Genomic DNA, 16,426 nt, shown 5'->3' on the forward strand with positions numbered 1-16,426 from the left:
TGATAATCTCAGGATTGCTCAGCCGCCGTCGCGGCGTATGCGGTGCACGCAAGTTTCGGCGCTTCACGTACTGGATACTGGACATACAGCGCAATAATGCCGTGCTGTATGCCACGCTACGTTAGTATGAAAAGTATGAGCATTCACCACGAAATTCCGGAGATTTACCGCGTCAAGCGAGCGCTGACCGACGTCGATCACATCGCCAACGAATTCTACGAAGCGGTTCTAGATTTAGACCCCGTCATTGCGACGGAGCAGGGGCGCACGGGTGTCGCGACTCAGTTTCGCGACTATTCCCCCGCCGGGGAGGAAGCCTATATCCAGTTGGTACGCGCGACCCTCAAGAAACTTGATCAGGTCATTCCCATAGATGATGTTGATCTTGTGACTCTTGATGCCATGCAGGAGCGTCTGGGGCTTAGTCTTGAGAGCCACCGTGCGGGGCTGGGCGGCTGGCAGTTAAACAACATTGTTTCGGTTCCTCAAGAGATTCGCGGCGGTTTCGATCTGATGGCGCGAAATACCGAGCAGGATTGGGCTAATATTGCCGGGCGTCTGTTCAACGTTCCGCAGGCGATCACCGGGTTTGTTCAGACTCTGCATACGGCTCGGGTTGCCGGCCATGTCTCGCCGCGTCGACAGATAGAGATTGTTATCGAGCAGATCGCCGCGTATATCGCCGAGGACGGTTTCTTCGACGAGCTTGCCGCCGAGATTACTCAAGCGGTACCGGATCTTGCCGAGCAGGCGCGGCGGGGTGCTAAAGCGGCAAAAGATGGATACGCCACGCTCAAGACGTACTTGCACGAGGTGCTGCTCCCGGCAGCTCCCCAGCAGGATGCGGTCGGCCGCAAACTCTATGCCCTGCATTCTCGGGCATCCTTGGGGGCTTCTGTCGATCTTGATGAAACCTATGCATGGGGTGTGCAGGAACTTGACCGCATTATCGCTCAGCAGCGGCAGGTTGCAGAGGAGATCGAGCCCGGAGCATCGATTGAACGTGCCAAAGAGATCCTGGATGCCGACCCGTCACGCACCCTGCACGGAACCGATGCGCTCCGCGAGTGGATGCAGTCGCTCTCGGATCACGCAGTGCACGAGCTCGCAGGTACCCAGTTTGATCTTGACGGTCCAATGCTGCGTCTAGAATGCCGCATCGCCCCTACCCATGAGGGCGGTATCTATTACACCGGCCCCTCCCCCGATTTTTCGCGCCCCGGGCGCATGTGGTGGTCTGTTCCTAAGGGCGACGATACATTTGGCACGTGGCGCGAGACTTCGACGGTGTACCACGAGGGCGTTCCGGGGCATCATCTGCAGACGGCTATTGCGCTGGTCATGAGTGAGAGTATGAATAAATGGCGTTCGCAGCTGATCTGGGTTTCCGGGCACGGTGAAGGCTGGGCGCTCTACGCTGAGCGTCTGATGGAAGAATTCGGGTTCTTGACCGATCCTGGAGACCGTATGGGCATGTTGGATGGTCAGCGGATGCGCGCCGCCCGCGTGGTTTTCGACATTGGCGTGCACTGTGAGCTTCCGATCCCCGATGCTTGGACTGAACCGCTGGGGGTTGAACCAGGCACCTTGTGGACTCCTGAGCTGGGGTACGAGTTCTTGAAACTCAATCTAGAGGGTACCGAGAGCGTTATCCGTTTTGAGTTCTTGCGGTATCTAGGGTGGCCCGGGCAGGCGCCCAGCTATAAGGTAGGTGAACGTTTGTGGCTTCAACTTCGGGACAATGCGCTTCGGGACGGGCTGTCTTTACGTGAGTTCCACACGAAAGCTCTTATGCTCGGTTCGGTAGGGCTCGATACGTTACGACGTGCCCTCACCGATGAGGTCATGCCCCATAGTGATGATGAGGATGACGACGACGATGATTAAATCCCTGCACTTTACCGGGGAGTAAAGCTAGACCCTAGAGAGCTGGCGCTAAAACCCGTATATTGTGCTGCGTATTGTACATAAACCTACGAATATACAGTAAAGTGTACGGGTTTTAGTGTGGTCAAACGCGATACATCGGCTACGGAATAAGGTTCGGTTTGACCTGTACGAGATGCGGGGCGAAACGACATTCGTAATCGGTGATAGGCCTGTCCGATTCGCGAATGCCCATACCGACCGCCTCGCCATTGACCATCCAGATGCCCAGCATCGGCAGGTTAGTGCGGTTAATAATCCCCGAGTACACCGGCGGGGCAACAAAATCCTGATACACAAATTCGCTTTCAGGTACGTTGATAAAGTGGTCATCGTCCTCATCACGCACAAAGACATCGTAATCGGGAGCATTGATCTCAATGCCATCGCCTTCGCGACCAAATATCGGTTTACGCACCCAGTTCTTCAGACCGCCTCGCATTCCTACATGCGTTTCTAAGAGGTTGGGATGGTTGGGGTATAAATCCCATAGCGCGGCGAGCAGAATCTTATTCGACAGGAACATCTTCCATGCGGGCTCAATCCAACGGTTCATCATATCGTGGTAGGCGAAGAGCAGCTTATCGTAACCGCTTTCGCTATCGGTCACCATATCTTCCCAGGGATAAAGCTTGAAAAGGTTCTCGATGCGTTCTCCCTCAGGGTCTTTCCAGATTTTTAGGGTCTCATCGAAAATAACCTCGTCGATACGGATAAGCTTCGTGGTCAGTCCCGCACGATTGGCGGCATGGGCTATAAGCCAGAGGTTGTTATAGTCTTCATCGTTAACATCGATTTCTTCGGTTACACTCGCTAAGTGCAGTCGTGGTGAACGGCCGTGAGAGAGATCGTGCGCAAACATTTGCCGCCAGCGTTCGGTAAAAGCCTCACCAATTTCACCCCAGTGTACGTAACCGCGGGTGTCGAGGCGTTGATCGCTCGCCCATGTCTTTTGGCTGATAGTGGCCTCAACGATGCCGGTTGGGGTATCGGCGTTGTATTCCAGGAGTTTGAGAGGATCGCCGGGCACCCCGGAGTAGATGAAATCGAAGCGACCGTAGAAATCCGGTTCGTGGCGGTTCCACGATTCTTTAGCCAGGTTAAAGGCGGCTTCGGGAAGACCGAGCGTTCCGTAGGCACCAGATGCCATACGCTCAATGGCGTGCAGGCACATTTGATGAACCTCACGCGCCTGATCCCGCAGATTAGTCATTTCTGCGGGTGTAAAAACATAGGCCGCATACTCATTCCAATAGTGCTGCAGATCGTGTGGACCATCAACGCTATAGGTCAGACCTTCGTCAATAATGGTTTGTTCCCAGCCGGGGCGTCCCACCGGAAATTCTTCGCGTTTCATATTATCTTTCGTGATAAGACACCGCCGCTGAGTACGATGTGCAGTATAGGAACTTGTAGAGAATTCTCATCTGCGGGGCGTATAGAGCAACCGGTGCAGGTATAGATACGTCGGCCGAGTGTTTGTATCCCTTGAGAAAATACGCGGGGCGGGCTATCCGCCGGAGGTACCGCCTCCGGACTTCGAGCCTCCGCCAAAGCCGCCTTTATTATTCGAGCTGCTTCCACCCTTACCGCCCGAGTTATTCCCTGTCAGCCCCGTTCCCTTAGAGGTCGTAGTCTTGCCGCCGCTGCGCGATTCCGTCACCTTGCCCGAGGAATAGGTGGAAGTCTTTTTAGCACTCTTATAGGAGGATTCAAATCCGCCGCCGCTGCGGGAAAGACCGCTGTATACCGTTCCCGAATTGGGGCGTGTGGTGCTGCCGCCGCTCAGAGATGATCCCACGGCGGGAATGGAGGTAGTACCGGCGCTGCGGCGCCCTAGGTAGTACCACAGGAACGCATTGGTTGTACCGGAATGGTGTGTCGTGCCCGAATTACCGGAATTCTGAGTTCCGGAATGAGAATCGCCCGAAGAACCAGAGCCGGAATCCGAAGAAGTATTCCCAGCCTCTTTCTCTGCCTTCTCGCATTGCTCATCCTCAACGCGCAGCCCGGTGTTGGAGTCTTGACAAACCTGAGCGTATTCTTCACCGTCCGCGCTGAAGGCTTCCTCGCTCTGGTGCAAAGAGTTATAGGCGAATATGCCGCCGCCTGCCAAAAGGGCACCGGCGCCGAACACTGCGAGCGCTTTCTTACCGGTACCGCGTGCAGGAGGGGACTTGAGGTCTTGATTGTCCTGTGCGTTCTCCGGATGCTCTACGTCTGCGGCATCTGCGGTTTGATGTTCGGCCCCGCTCACGGGTCATTTCTCCTTCACACTATCCTGTCTCGGTGATAACAGGCTCTTTTCAGGATACCAAGCGCGCCTCGCACAAAGGCTTTTCTGAGCCGATAAAAATTAGCAATAATACGTGCCTCGGGTCTTTTTCGGTGGCGCTTGCACGGTCACGCTATGTCATACAGTCATAGTTCGTCACACTAATTACCGCTGTTCTCTCTTACGGGTCTACAGTAACGCCATGCCTACTACACATGAAACACCGCAAAAATCTAGATTTCCCAGCTGGGCTACTTCTTTCGGACATCAAATTATAGCTTCCCTTACTCTGGGCATCGCGCTCGGGTACGTTGCACTCACCCTCGGCGGCGATGCAAAAAATAACCCCAACTGGCTCATGGCCACTCTAGACGCCGTCGGCACGTCCTATGTGACTCTCCTTAAGGCCGCGGTGATCCCGCTGGTGTTTACCGCCGTCGTTGCCTCAATCTCGAATCTCTCGCAGGTGACGAATGCGGCGCGTTTAGCGGTTAAGACTCTTATCTGGTTTGCTATTACAGCATTTTTTGCGGTCTCCATCGGTATCGTACTGGGGCTGCTCGTTCAGCCTGGTGTGGGTGCCGAGGTAAGCGCCTCGGGCAGCACCAGCACCCGGGGATCATGGACAGCATTTCTGACCGGGATTATCCCCTCCAATTTCTTAGGGCTTGAGGTCACCACGAAAACCACCGACTCCGGTATAACTTCTTCGGTTTCCTTTAACGTGCTCCAAATGCTTGTGATTTCGGGAGCTATCGGTATTGCGGCTCTGAAGGTGGGCGATGCGGCTAAGCCCTTTATCGATATCGTCAAGAGCGCGCTCGCCATTATTCAGAAGGTGCTGTGGTGGATTATTCGCCTCGCTCCGCTGGGCACGATTGGTCTGATCGGGCATGCCGTCTATGCCTACGGCTGGACATCCATGGGCTCGCTGGTGAAGTTCATTGCGGCACTGTATGCGGGTCTGCTCCTCGTGTTCCTGGTGGTGTATCCCCTGATCGTGAAGCTCAACGGGCTCTCTGTGAAACAGTACTTCTCGGGCGTATGGCCTGCAGTGCAGCTTGGTTTCGTATCACGATCCTCGATGGGCACTATGCCCATAACTGAGGCCGTTACCGAACGTAATCTCGGCGTGCCGCGTGCATACGCGTCCTTTGCAGTGCCGCTGGGTTCTACGACCAAAATGGATGGATGCGCCTCCGTCTACCCCGCGCTGGCAGCTATTTTTGTGGCGCAATTCTACGGGGTGCACCTGGATATTTCGCAGTATCTGCTGATTATTCTGGTGTCGGTGTTGGGTTCTGCCGCTACGGCAGGTACGACGGGCGCTATCGTGATGCTCACTCTGACCCTTTCGACTGTGGGTCTTCCCCTTGATGGAGTGGGTCTTCTATTGGCGATTGACCCGATTATTGATATGGGACGTACCGCCTTGAACGTTGCCGGGCAAGCTTTGGTTCCCACGATTGTCTCTAAGCGCGAGGGTATCCTCAGCGCTGAGATCTACAATGCACCGCGCAGCGCTAACGGGTTTGTGCCGCAGGATCTTGTGGAAGCCGCCCAGTCGAAGCTGATTCGTGGCGAGGATACCTCGCCTAGTTCTGCCAAGGTTACCGCTGCGTCCTAGGCGGTTCTTGGCTACGGCATAGGGTATGCAGCGCATCGGTATGGTACGGAGGTCGTTCTCTCGTATGAAGACCAATCTTGATACTCGTTCTAAAATAAAGATATGACTTCCCAATCTTCTGTTCCATCCGGTGCGTCGCATTCGGCATCAAAGCCCGCACCGCGCCTGATTCTGGCTTCCGCATCACCCGCGCGTAAAAAGCTCCTTGAAGACTCCGGCATTATGTTTGATATTCACGTCTCTGATGTCGATGAGGATGCGGTACTCGCCAGCGCTGCCCAAAGCGCCCGCGAAGAGAGCCGCACTGACCTAACCCCGGCGGAGGTCTCCGGCATTCTTGCGGAGGCAAAGGCACGCGCGGTTGCTGATTCTCTCGCCGCCCAGGGTATAGTAAATGCCTTCGTGCTCGGATGCGATTCGGTCTTTGAGTTTGAATCGGTTGCCTACGGCAAACCGCATACCCCTGAGAAAGCACGCGAGCGCATCGCCGCGATGAGTGGTCGAAGCGGGGTGCTCCACACCGGACATTGCCTCATAGATTTACGGGATGGGATCGGTGAGACCAAAGATAAACAGCTTCCCGCTATTCAGCAGGTACGCAGCGCTACCGTAAACTTTGCGCCGATGAGCGCCGCAGAGGTTGATGCTTATGTTGCCACGGGTGAGCCACTTCATGTAGCGGGTTCCTTTACCCTCGACGGATATGGTGCTGCCTTTATTCAGGGCATCTGCGGGGAACCACATACGGTAATTGGGCTGTCGGTGAATGCACTCAAAGAAATGCTCTCACAATATGGGATATCGATAAGCTTTTTCTGGAAGTCCTCATCAGACTAACGAGCGCTAAGCCAAACCTAGTATAAGCATCCTCACTTTTCTTATATTTTTCGCGTCATTCGGCGCTATATATTCGCCATTCTCAGCTTTTCTCGCTATGCTTTCGGCAGGATAAAAAGGAGAGCCTCAGTGACTCACAACCCGGCAAAAGCCATCAAAAACTTTACAGCTGTTCCCGGACACCATACCGGTCCGGTCAGTAAAATTCTTATTGCTAACCGCGGCGAGATCGCGGTACGTATTATTCGCGCAGCCCGTGACGAAGGTTTAGAGACCGTCGCCGTTTATGCAGAACCGGATCGCGATGCCCAGCACGTTAAACTCGCGGACGAGGCTTACGCTCTAGGAGGGGCGACCGCGCCTCAGTCATATCTGGTGATGGACAAGCTCATTGAGGTAGCTATTCGTTCCGGCGCGGATGCGGTGCATCCCGGCTACGGTTTCCTTTCAGAAAACGCCGAATTCGCCCAAAAAGTCATTGATGCCGGGTTAACCTGGATTGGTCCCTCCCCCGAATCTATTACCCAGTTGGGCGATAAAGTCGCCGCGCGCCATATCGCCCAGAAAGTGGGTGCCCCCTTGGTACCTGGGACCAAGGACCCCGTAGAATCTGCTGATGAAGTACTCGCCTTTGCCGACGAGCATGGTTTGCCCATCGCGATCAAGGCAGCGTTCGGTGGCGGCGGTCGCGGCATCAAGGTTGTGCGCAACCGCAGCGATATTATCGAGCTCTACGAATCCGCCGTACGGGAAGCGGTCGCAGCCTACGGCCGCGGAGAATGTTTTATTGAGCGCTTCCTAGATTCCCCGCGCCATATCGAAACCCAGTGCCTGGCCGATGCTCACGGTAATGTGCAAGTCGTTTCGACCCGTGATTGTTCTCTTCAACGCCGTAACCAAAAGCTCGTAGAGGAAGCCCCCGCCCCATACCTTACGGAAGAACAAAGCGACCGGCTCTATGAAGCATCCCGCAAGATTCTGCAGAACGCCGGATACCAGGGTGCGGGTACCTGCGAGTTCCTGCTTGCCCCGGACGGAGCGATTTCCTTCCTGGAGGTAAACACCCGCTTGCAGGTTGAGCACCCGGTCTCCGAGGAAGTATCGGGCATTGATCTGGTGCGTGAACAGTTCCGCATTGCCCGCGGCGAGAAAATCGATCCGCAGAGCCCCCAGCTGCGCGGTCATTCCTTTGAGTTCCGTATCAACGGCGAAGATGCAGGGCGTTCCTTCATGCCAGCACCGGGTACCATCGAAAAACTTCGTGTTCCTTCCGGCCCCGGTGTGCGCTGGGATTCCGGCTTCGTAGAAGGCGATGCTATCAGCGGCAACTTCGACTCGATGCTGGCCAAGCTCATCGTGACTGGTGCTACCCGCGAGCAGGCAATCGAACGCGCTCGCCGAGCGCTAGACGAGCTCACACTCGACGGCCTTCCGACGGTGGTTCCTTTCCACCGCGCAGTTCTGGACGAACCCGATTTCGCCCCCGCTGCAGGAGCAGATTTCAAGGTTCACACCCGGTGGATCGAAACCGATTACAAGAACACCATTTCGCCCTACTCCGGCGCTCCCGGCAGTGTGGATGATGACGATGCCGAACGTCAAACCGTGGTCGTTGAGGTTAATGGTAAGCGTCTTGAGGTTGTTCTGCCTGAGCTGGGCGGTACTCCTGCCAAGAGCAGTTCAAAGCCCGCATCGAAGACCCGTAAGTCCCGTGCTCGCGGCGGTTCAAATGCGGTCAGCGGAGACGATCTGACAAGCCCCATGCAGGGTACGATTGTGAAGGTCTCCGTTGCTGATGGAGACACGGTCGCTGAGGGCGATCTGATCCTGGTGCTAGAGGCTATGAAGATGGAACAGCCTATCAACGCGCATAAGGCCGGTAAGATTTCCGGGCTGTCCTTAAAGGCGGGCGATACCGTCACCGCAGGTGCCGTTCTAGCCACCATCAAATAGCCTTCTGACGGGATCTATACCCTATAACCGCCGGATGCGTTCTCTCATACGCATCCGGCGGTTTGTTTCGTGTGTTCCTGTTTTTCATCCTCGAACGCTGAAATACAGCTGAATAGTCCAGATGATGAATACAGGATGTTGGCATCGCATCGCGAGGCGTAGAATATAAAAGTTGAAAATCTACACTCACAGCATCGAGCGTAGTCGCTACTATCCCTTTTCAGGAGCTGTTCACGATGAGCACACACGCGCCCGACGTTTCCGCCGGGCACAGCACGCAGGTTAAGAATACGACCCCCAAGAGCAGAGTTATTATCGCCTCTCTGGTGGGCACCACCATCGAATTCTACGACTTCTATATTTACGCCACTGCAGCTGTAGCGGTTTTCCCGGTTCTGTTCTTCGCATCCAAAGACCCTACCACTGAACTGCTAGCTTCCTTCGCATCCTTCGGCGTTGCTTTTATCGCCCGCCCGCTGGGTTCTATCGTTTTCGGTCACTTCGGCGATAAGATCGGTCGTAAAGCAACACTCGTGGGCGCTCTGCTCACTATGGGGTTAGCGACCTTCCTCATTGGCTTGTTGCCCACCTACCATCAGATTGGTCTGTGGGCACCGGCAATGCTAACCATTATGCGTTTCTGCCAGGGTCTAGGCCTGGGCGGCGAATGGTCGGGTGCGGCTCTGCTCGCCAGCGAATATGCCGAAGAAGGCAAGCGCGCACGTTCCGCTATGTGGCCCCAGCTGGGCGCGCCCATTGGCTTCGTTTTTGCTAACGGATTCATGCTGCTTTTGACCAGCTGGATTACCTTCAACTCCGCCACAGACGGTAAGAACCTCGATCACCCCTTCCTGATTTGGGGCTGGCGTGTTCCGTTCTTGCTCTCCATCCTCATGGTTGCCGTGGGTCTGTATGTGCGTTTCAAGCTCGAAGAAACCCCTGTCTTTGCTCAAGCCGTCGAGAACGATGAGAAGGTCAAGACCCCGTTGGTTGAGGCGTTCAAAGTTGCCTGGTGGCCCATGATTCAGGGTACCTTTATCATGGTGGCATGCTACGTGCTGTTCTACCTGATGACTGCATGGATTCTTTCCTACGGTATTGGAAAGGTTAATGCGGGTGGTTTGGGCATCCCCTACCACAAGTTCTTGGAGATTCAGCTCATCTCTATCATTGGTTTTGCGCTCTTTATTCCCGTCTCGGGATGGTTAGCCGACAAATACGGTCGCCGCAAACAGCAGCTGTGGACCACTATCGCTATGGCTGTCTTCGGCGGTAGTTTCACCCTATTTATTGCACCCTCCGTCGTGGGTACCGGAGCACAGGCCAATACCACCGCAGTTACCATCTTCATGTTCATCGGAATGTGCCTGATGGGGCTTTCTTTCGGCTCCATGAGCGCCTACCTACCCGAGCTGTACCCCACTAATGTGCGGTACACCGCCAGCGGTATCGCCTACAATATGGCATCTATTTTGGGGGCCGCTTTGACCCCATTCGTGGCGGTATGGCTGAATACGAAGTTTGGTGTTGGGGCCGTCGGATACTACCTAGCAGGTGCATCCTTGCTGAGTGTTCTCTTCATCTTGCTCACGCATGAAACCCGCGACGTCGATATGAACGCGGTCAGCACTAAATAACCTGAATACTGTAAGCATTTGAGGGGCGTGACTCATATAGAGTCACGCCCCTCAAACCTATATCAAAAGCTATGCAAAAAACTAAACACGGGTGTGAAGCTGTCGCGATGCCGTAGAAATCGCCTCGGACAGAGACGGGTATACAGCAAAGGTAGCGGCCAAATCATCCACCGTCAGCTTCTTCTCGATAGCCAGCGCAATAGGATAGATAAGTTCGGATGCACGCGGACCGACCACAACCCCGCCAATCACAGTACCGGAGTGCTTACGGGCAAAAATCTTCACAAAGCCGTCTTGGAACGCCATCATTTTGGCGCGCGGATTCGTGGTCAACGGAAGCATGACAGCCTCGCCTCGGTAAACCCCGGCGGCAAGGTCTTTCTCACTAATACCCACGGTCGCAATCTCCGGGGTGGTGAAAATATTCGCTGCCACTCGATCGGTGCGAAGCGGATGCACCGTATCACCCAAAAGATGCGCCATCGCTATGCGCCCCTGCATAGCGGCTACGGAAGCCAACGGGTACACGCCCGTGCAGTCTCCCGCAGCGTAAATATGCGGTACTGACGTGCGTGAAACAGCATCGACAACCACATATCCCGACTCATTGGTCTCTACACCAGCGGCCTCAAGACCCAGTCCTTCAGTGTTGGGAATAGAACCAATTGCGACCAAGCAATGCGTGCCGGAAACCTTGCGTCCATCGGAGAGAGTCACCACCACACCGTCGTCGGTGCGTTCCACGGCGCTCGCACGCGACCGCGGCATTACACGAACACCACGGCGCTCAAAGACGTCTTCCAGCACACGCGCGGCATCTTCGTCTTCGCCTGGAAGCACACGATCTCGCGAAGAAATTAGGGTAACCTGGGAGCCAAGCCCGTTATAGGCAGAGGCGAATTCGGCACCGGTAACACCCGAACCGATTACAATGAGTTCGCGGGGTACCTCACGCAGATTATAAAGCTGCGTCCAGGTGAGAATCCGTTCCCCATCAGGCTGCCCGGTCGCCATCTCACGTGGATGTGTCCCGACCGAAAGCAGAATAAAGTCTGCATGCAGGTCATATTCCAACCCGGTATTATCGGTAACCGCGACGGTATGCGGGCCGGTAAGCTTACCGGTACCGCTGATAATTTTGACCCCGGCGGAGGCAAGGGCCCGTTTGATATCGGCGGATTGTTGATGCGCTAGATCCAAAACACGGCTATTCACCCGGTTCATATCTACTTGCAGCTGCGGTGCGTTGCCCTTGGTATTTTCGATCCCCAATCGCCCAGCATCAGAGAAACGAGTCATCATATCTGCGGTAGCGATAAGCGTTTTCGAAGGTACTACATCGGTTAGGACTGCGGAGCCGCCTAGAGCATTACGTTCGATGATTGTCACATCGGCGTTTGATGATGCTGCCACAAGCGCTGCCTCATAGCCGCCGGGCCCAGCGCCTAGTATCACGATTCGTTGGGATGCATAGTTCACTGTTGAAGTCACACTTTCATTGTGTGCTATCACACTGAAATACTCAACCGAAACCGCCGTCGTCTCCAGGATATTAAATGCCGATTTTTGGTGCCGAGTAGGTACCGTGATGCCTGCAGGAGCGACAGAGTCGTCGAGAACGCTACGGATACATCTTGCTGCCTACGAGAGTCTTATATTTGCCGGGTAACGTCATGAACCATATTTTGAAGTTGCGCTGTGTCATAAGTGTGCATTCGTGCGGGTAAAAACACTATACTTGAGAAAGGATTTCTCGGTTTATAAATGTTTATAGGGCAATGAAACCGGGGTGAAGCACACACATCATCGACCCAATGCAGGTCGCTACAGATGAAGGAAAATTATGGCTAAAACGACGAAACCTCCCGCCTACTCCGGGCAGGGCAGGCATCTTGAGAACGCAGTGTTGTTCATCGGCTGCTTCGTATTTTTGCTTCTATCCCTCTACCTGCTGGGCACCTACCCCGAAGGCGGTCCGGTTCTGTATGCCGGAGCCCTCGTTGCGTTTGGAATTTTCTTTGGTATTGTGTTCCATCTGCTGCCCTCGAAGACAACCCGTAAGATTACGGATCAGAACAAGGTACAGAAGTAACTGAAGTACCTCATTTTATAGTTTTTCTTATCTGCCGGACGGTATCACAGTCTATAAGAAATGTGACACCATCCGGCAGTATGTTGTTCCCACGCTATTCCTTGCTGCCAAACCTTACCGGTCCGCTCGTACCAAATTCTCCGCTGCGAACCTTAGCTCGGTGGGCAACATAAAACAGGAGGGCAGGTGTACCGCAAGCAACCGCGATCAGCAGGTACGCCACTACAACGAAGTACACCGTTAACCCGTACGAGCTGAAAAATACCCAGACAATCGTTCCTAAGGCGACAAAACCTAGCGCAGCCCATCCCACGATACTCAGCAGAAGTCGCACCCAGCCTTTCGGGGTGCGCGGGGTAGGTGCCGATGACATCATGAGTCCTCCAATGCTTTCGGGTCTGCCGAGTAGATAGAGTTAATGAACTTCGAGCACCATTCCAACATAGGACCGTCAATAAGGTCCACGCCACCGACCGGCAGAGTCTTAGGGCGAGGAACCAGGGTCAGCCACGTGCTCAGACCCTTCGGTTGGGTGTGGGTTGAGCCGGGATACACACGTTTGAGGCGCATCTGCCGTGATTCCGGCAGCGGTTCACCGCTGACCACACGCAGTTTCGGTCCCAGCGCAGTAATCTCATGGATGCCTGCTTCCCGTGCTTCGCGGCGCAGCACCGCCACCTGAAGCAGATTCTCTACGGGCTCGGGCAAGGCACCGTAACGGTCATGAAGCTCTTCGCGTGCCTCGGCGATTTTCTGATCGGTGTCTGCGGAAGCTATCTGACGGTACGCCTGCAGGCGTAGACGTTCCGCATCAATATAATCATGCGGAATATGGGCGTTGACGGGAAGATCAACCTTAACCTCGACCTCGGTGTTCTCCTGTTCGCCACGGAAGTTTGCCACGGCTTCTCCTACGAGACGCAGATACAGATCAAAGCCGACACCTGCGATATGCCCGGATTGTTCGCCGCCGAGCAGGTTTCCGGCACCGCGAATTTCAAGGTCTTTCATCGCCAGCTGCAGTCCGGCACCCAGCTCGTTATGGGTAGCTACAGCTTTGAGGCGTTCATGCGCGACTTCGCCCAGGCTCTTATCCGTCGGGTACAGGAAGTAGGCATAAGCCCGTTCACGCCCGCGACCCACACGCCCGCGCAGCTGGTGCAGCTGGCTCAGCCCATAATTCTGGGCGTTATCGACAATCAGGGTGTTTGCGTTTGAAATATCCAACCCGGTTTCCACGATGGTTGTACACACCAGAACATCGAAGCGTCGCTCCCAGAAGTCCACGATAATCTGCTCAAGCCGGGATTCGCTCATACGCCCGTGCGCCGTGGCGATGCGCGCCTCCGGCACGAGCTTACCGATTTCGGCGGCAACAGTATCAATATTCGCCACCCTGTTATGGACGAAGAATACCTGCCCTTCCCGCATAAGTTCGCGTCGAATAGCGGCAGTAATCTGGGCATCAGTACGCGGCCCCACAAAAGTGAGCACGGGATGCCGCTCTTCCGGTGCGGTCGCCAACGTTGAGGTTTCCCGAATACCGGTGAGCGACATTTCGAGCGTGCGCGGAATTGGGGTGGCGCTCATGGCAAGCACATCCACATTAGTGCGCATCTGCTTGAGCTTTTCCTTATGCTCCACGCCAAAGCGCTGTTCCTCATCAATAACGACGAGTCCAAGATCCTTGAACTTCACGTTTTCCGAGAGGATGCGGTGGGTACCAATCACCACATCTATACTCCCGGAGGCAATATCCTCCACGATAGCGCGGGTTTCTTTAGCTTTTTGGAAGCGCGATAGCACCTTAATTTTGATGGGGAATCCCGAGAAACGCTCGGTAAAAGTCTCAAAATGCTGCTGCGCCAGCAGGGTTGTGGGTACGAGTACGGCAACCTGTTTACCATCCTGCACGGCTTTGAAGGCCGCCCGAATAGCGACCTCCGTTTTACCAAAGCCGACGTCCCCGGAGATCAGGCGATCCATGGGGATTTCCTTCTCCATATCCGCCTTAACCTCGTGAATAGCGGTAAGCTGGTCGGGAGTCTCATTATAAGGAAAAGATTCCTCAAGTTCCCGTTGCCAGGGAGTATCTTCTGAGAATGCATGACCGCGCGAAGCTTGCCGCGCCGAGTAGAGTTTCACCAAGTCAGCGGCGATTTCTTTAACTGCTTTACGTGCGCGGTTCTTTGTCTTAGCCCAGTCGCTCCCGCCCATTTTAGAGAGGGTCGGGGTTTCGCTTCCCACATAGTGCGAAATGAGATCCAGCTGATCGGAGGGTACAAAGAGGCGGTCAGGGGCTCCCCCGCGTTTTGAAGGCGCATACTCGATCACCAGGTATTCTTTCAAAGGGGTTTCCCCATGTTTTGAGGACACTCCAGCGACTGGGCGCGAAGCCATTTCAATGAATTTACCGATACCGTGGCGTTCGTGAACGACATAATCGCCAGGGGTTAGCGCCAGAGGATCGACGGCGTTGCGTCGTTTACGGGGTTTGAGTTTTTTGCCGCTCGCGCCACGTGGCGCGTAGGTGCCGCGCCTGCCCAAAATTTCACCTTCAGTCAAAACAGCAAGGCGCGCCTCAGGAATTAAAAATCCGGCAGAGGCTGGGGCCTCACAAACTTCGACGACTCTGGGCTGTAAAGCGCCTTCCATTCCCCGGTCAAGGGTTTCCCGACGTATGGCCGGAATTGGGTCTTCTCCTGAGATACTCTCGCGGAAAAGTTCGATGAGGCGGTCGGTGGATCCTCGCCCATTGGTAAGCGCCAGTACCGTCCAGCCGTCACGAACCAGCGAACCAACCTCGTGAAGCATTTGTTCTACTGAGCCGGTGAAGGACGCTGGAGCCTGTGCCGCGACCGTCATAGTTGGGATGTCGTCGCCGAGAGCATTGTTGAGAAGGTTTACACTATCGACAAGCTCGGTGATTTCCCACCAGGATAGGTTACGGTCCAAAGATTCCTGCTGGGTCGCGGCAATCGTGCGGAACCCGCTGTCGCTGACCCGAAGCTGTCCCAAGTCTATAGGCGCACGCGAGCCCGCATCGGCGGAAGCATCCCAAGCGGCCGCTAAAAACTCCTCGTTGGTTGCCACAAGGTCTTCGGCACGGGCACGCACCCGCTCAGGTTCCAGAGAAATAATGAGTGATTCTTCGGGGAGCAGAGACACAAGAGTCTGCATTTTATCGACAAGAAGCGGGGTTAGAGATTCCATGCCTTCGACATAGATACCTCCCGCAATTTTCTCAAGCATGCTCGATGCCGCCGGATAGTCCGTTTTGAGTCGGGCAGCACGTCCCATAACTTCCGGGGTAATGAGAAGCTCACGGCATGGGAGTAAAGTAACGTGCGTTGGGTGGTCTGCTTCTTGCCCTAGAGTGCGCTGGTCTGCCGTTGAGAAGTAACGTATTTCGTCAAGTTCGTCACCGAAGAATTCCAAGCGAACCGGATGCTGTGCGGTAGGTGCAAAGACGTCGATAATACCGCCTCGAACCGCATATTCACCACGCTTTGCTACGAGATCTACGCGCGAGTATGCGGCATCTGTTAGACCTTTAATAACGTCTTTGAAAGGGTATTCTTCACCGCGTGCCAGGCTTACCGGTTCCAGGTGCTCAATACCAGCCACGAGGGGCTGAATGACCGCGCGTACCGGGGCTATAACAACCTGTGGAGTCGGCGTTTCAAGATGAGTTATAGAGCGCAGAACATTCAAACGTTTTCCCACGGTATCACTACGTGGCGAAAGCCGTTCATGCGGCAGAGTTTCCCACGCGGGAAAGCTCTCGATATGGTGATCAGGCAAATATGAGTGCAGAGCATGCGCGGTATCCTCAGCCTGTCGCTCGGTTGGTGTAATAATGAGCGTCAGCGGAGTTTTTCCGGTTCTGGACTGGCGCCGTACTGCAACGGCAAGATCAGCTATAAGGGGTGCCTGTACACCGGCAACGGCGCCAATCAGGGTTTGGACAGGACGTTCCGCAGCGGGAACATCGCAGGCTTCAAGAATATGACGGTAGGAGGGCTGTTCTGCCAGAAGACGGCTCAGTCCAGTTAGTTTCACGGATACTCCTTCTACCG

General features: G+C 54.8%; 11 protein-coding genes. 6 read left to right on the forward strand and 5 right to left on the reverse strand.

Annotation, left to right across the window (positions count from 1 at the left end; all coding sequences use genetic code 11):
• Nucleotides 1–135: 135 nt before the first annotated feature.
• Nucleotides 136–1,887 carry a DUF885 domain-containing protein gene (locus HMPREF2756_RS00645; RefSeq protein ID WP_070617212.1) on the forward strand — a complete coding sequence of 584 codons (1,752 nt, stop codon included), beginning with the start codon at nucleotides 136–138 and terminating at the stop codon, nucleotides 1,885–1,887.
• A 142-nt stretch (nucleotides 1,888–2,029) separates the two neighbouring features.
• Here HMPREF2756_RS00645 and HMPREF2756_RS00650 read toward each other — a convergent pair whose 3' ends face one another.
• Together HMPREF2756_RS00650 and HMPREF2756_RS00655 are read right to left on the reverse strand one after the other, a co-directional pair.
• Nucleotides 2,030–3,283 (reverse strand): glutathionylspermidine synthase family protein, encoded by a 1,254-nt coding sequence (locus tag HMPREF2756_RS00650; RefSeq protein ID WP_070617214.1) that lies wholly within the window; start codon nucleotides 3,281–3,283, stop codon nucleotides 2,030–2,032.
• 153 nt (nucleotides 3,284–3,436) lie between these two features.
• Complete coding sequence (locus HMPREF2756_RS00655; RefSeq protein ID WP_070617216.1) at nucleotides 3,437–4,183, reverse strand: hypothetical protein; 747 nt, start codon at nucleotides 4,181–4,183, stop codon at nucleotides 3,437–3,439.
• 220 nt (nucleotides 4,184–4,403) lie between these two features.
• Here HMPREF2756_RS00655 and HMPREF2756_RS00660 point away from each other — a divergent pair, with 220 nt between their 5' ends.
• From HMPREF2756_RS00660 to HMPREF2756_RS00675, 4 genes are all read left to right on the forward strand, one after another.
• Nucleotides 4,404–5,828, forward strand: a complete 1,425-nt coding sequence (locus HMPREF2756_RS00660; protein ID WP_070617218.1) for a dicarboxylate/amino acid:cation symporter — start codon at nucleotides 4,404–4,406, stop codon at nucleotides 5,826–5,828.
• A 102-nt stretch (nucleotides 5,829–5,930) separates the two neighbouring features.
• A complete protein-coding gene (locus HMPREF2756_RS00665) occupies nucleotides 5,931–6,665 on the forward strand; it encodes a Maf family protein (protein ID WP_070617220.1) in 735 nt (244 codons plus the stop codon).
• Nucleotides 6,666–6,794: 129 nt separating this feature from the next.
• On the forward strand, nucleotides 6,795–8,618 hold the full coding sequence (locus HMPREF2756_RS00670; protein ID WP_070617222.1) for an acetyl/propionyl/methylcrotonyl-CoA carboxylase subunit alpha: 1,824 nt from the start codon (nucleotides 6,795–6,797) through the stop codon (nucleotides 8,616–8,618).
• Between the two features lie 236 nt (nucleotides 8,619–8,854).
• A complete protein-coding gene (locus tag HMPREF2756_RS00675; RefSeq protein ID WP_070617223.1) occupies nucleotides 8,855–10,255 on the forward strand; it encodes an MFS transporter in 1,401 nt (466 codons plus the stop codon).
• An 81-nt stretch (nucleotides 10,256–10,336) separates the two neighbouring features.
• Here HMPREF2756_RS00675 and HMPREF2756_RS00680 read toward each other — a convergent pair whose 3' ends face one another.
• Nucleotides 10,337–11,746 (reverse strand): NAD(P)H-quinone dehydrogenase, encoded by a 1,410-nt coding sequence (locus tag HMPREF2756_RS00680; RefSeq protein ID WP_070617224.1) that lies wholly within the window; start codon nucleotides 11,744–11,746, stop codon nucleotides 10,337–10,339.
• 352 nt (nucleotides 11,747–12,098) lie between these two features.
• On the opposite strand from HMPREF2756_RS00680, the gene HMPREF2756_RS00685 reads away from it, so the two are divergent.
• On the forward strand, nucleotides 12,099–12,347 hold the full coding sequence (locus HMPREF2756_RS00685; RefSeq protein ID WP_070617225.1) for a hypothetical protein: 249 nt from the start codon (nucleotides 12,099–12,101) through the stop codon (nucleotides 12,345–12,347).
• Between the two features lie 94 nt (nucleotides 12,348–12,441).
• Here the strand turns inward: HMPREF2756_RS00685 and HMPREF2756_RS00690 are convergent, their stop codons facing one another.
• Together HMPREF2756_RS00690 and mfd are read right to left on the reverse strand one after the other, a co-directional pair.
• Complete coding sequence (locus HMPREF2756_RS00690) at nucleotides 12,442–12,723, reverse strand: amino acid transporter (RefSeq protein WP_070617227.1); 282 nt, start codon at nucleotides 12,721–12,723, stop codon at nucleotides 12,442–12,444.
• Nucleotides 12,720–16,409 carry a transcription-repair coupling factor gene (gene mfd / locus HMPREF2756_RS00695; protein ID WP_070617229.1) on the reverse strand — a complete coding sequence of 1,230 codons (3,690 nt, stop codon included), beginning with the start codon at nucleotides 16,407–16,409 and terminating at the stop codon, nucleotides 12,720–12,722. Before mfd ends, HMPREF2756_RS00690 begins: the two co-directional genes overlap by 4 nt.
• Nucleotides 16,410–16,426: the final 17 nt, after the last annotated feature.

This window comes from Rothia sp. HMSC067H10, from assembly GCF_001810635.1.
Classification (GTDB): Bacteria; Actinomycetota; Actinomycetes; order Actinomycetales; family Micrococcaceae; genus Rothia; species Rothia dentocariosa.

What these genes read in the sequence shown, in the direction of transcription:
- HMPREF2756_RS00645 (WP_070617212.1), top strand. Translation starts at nt 136, where the DNA reads ATGAGCATTCACCACGAAATTCCGGAGATTTACCGCGTCAAGCGAGCG.
- HMPREF2756_RS00675 (WP_070617223.1), top strand. Translation starts at nt 8,855, where the DNA reads ATGAGCACACACGCGCCCGACGTTTCCGCCGGGCACAGCACGCAGGTT.
- HMPREF2756_RS00690 (WP_070617227.1), bottom strand. Translation starts at nt 12,723, where the DNA reads ATGATGTCATCGGCACCTACCCCGCGCACCCCGAAAGGCTGGGTGCGA.
- HMPREF2756_RS00660 (WP_070617218.1), top strand. Translation starts at nt 4,404, where the DNA reads ATGCCTACTACACATGAAACACCGCAAAAATCTAGATTTCCCAGCTGG.
- HMPREF2756_RS00665 (WP_070617220.1), top strand. Translation starts at nt 5,931, where the DNA reads ATGACTTCCCAATCTTCTGTTCCATCCGGTGCGTCGCATTCGGCATCA.
- HMPREF2756_RS00650 (WP_070617214.1), bottom strand. Translation starts at nt 3,283, where the DNA reads ATGAAACGCGAAGAATTTCCGGTGGGACGCCCCGGCTGGGAACAAACC.
- HMPREF2756_RS00685 (WP_070617225.1), top strand. Translation starts at nt 12,099, where the DNA reads ATGGCTAAAACGACGAAACCTCCCGCCTACTCCGGGCAGGGCAGGCAT.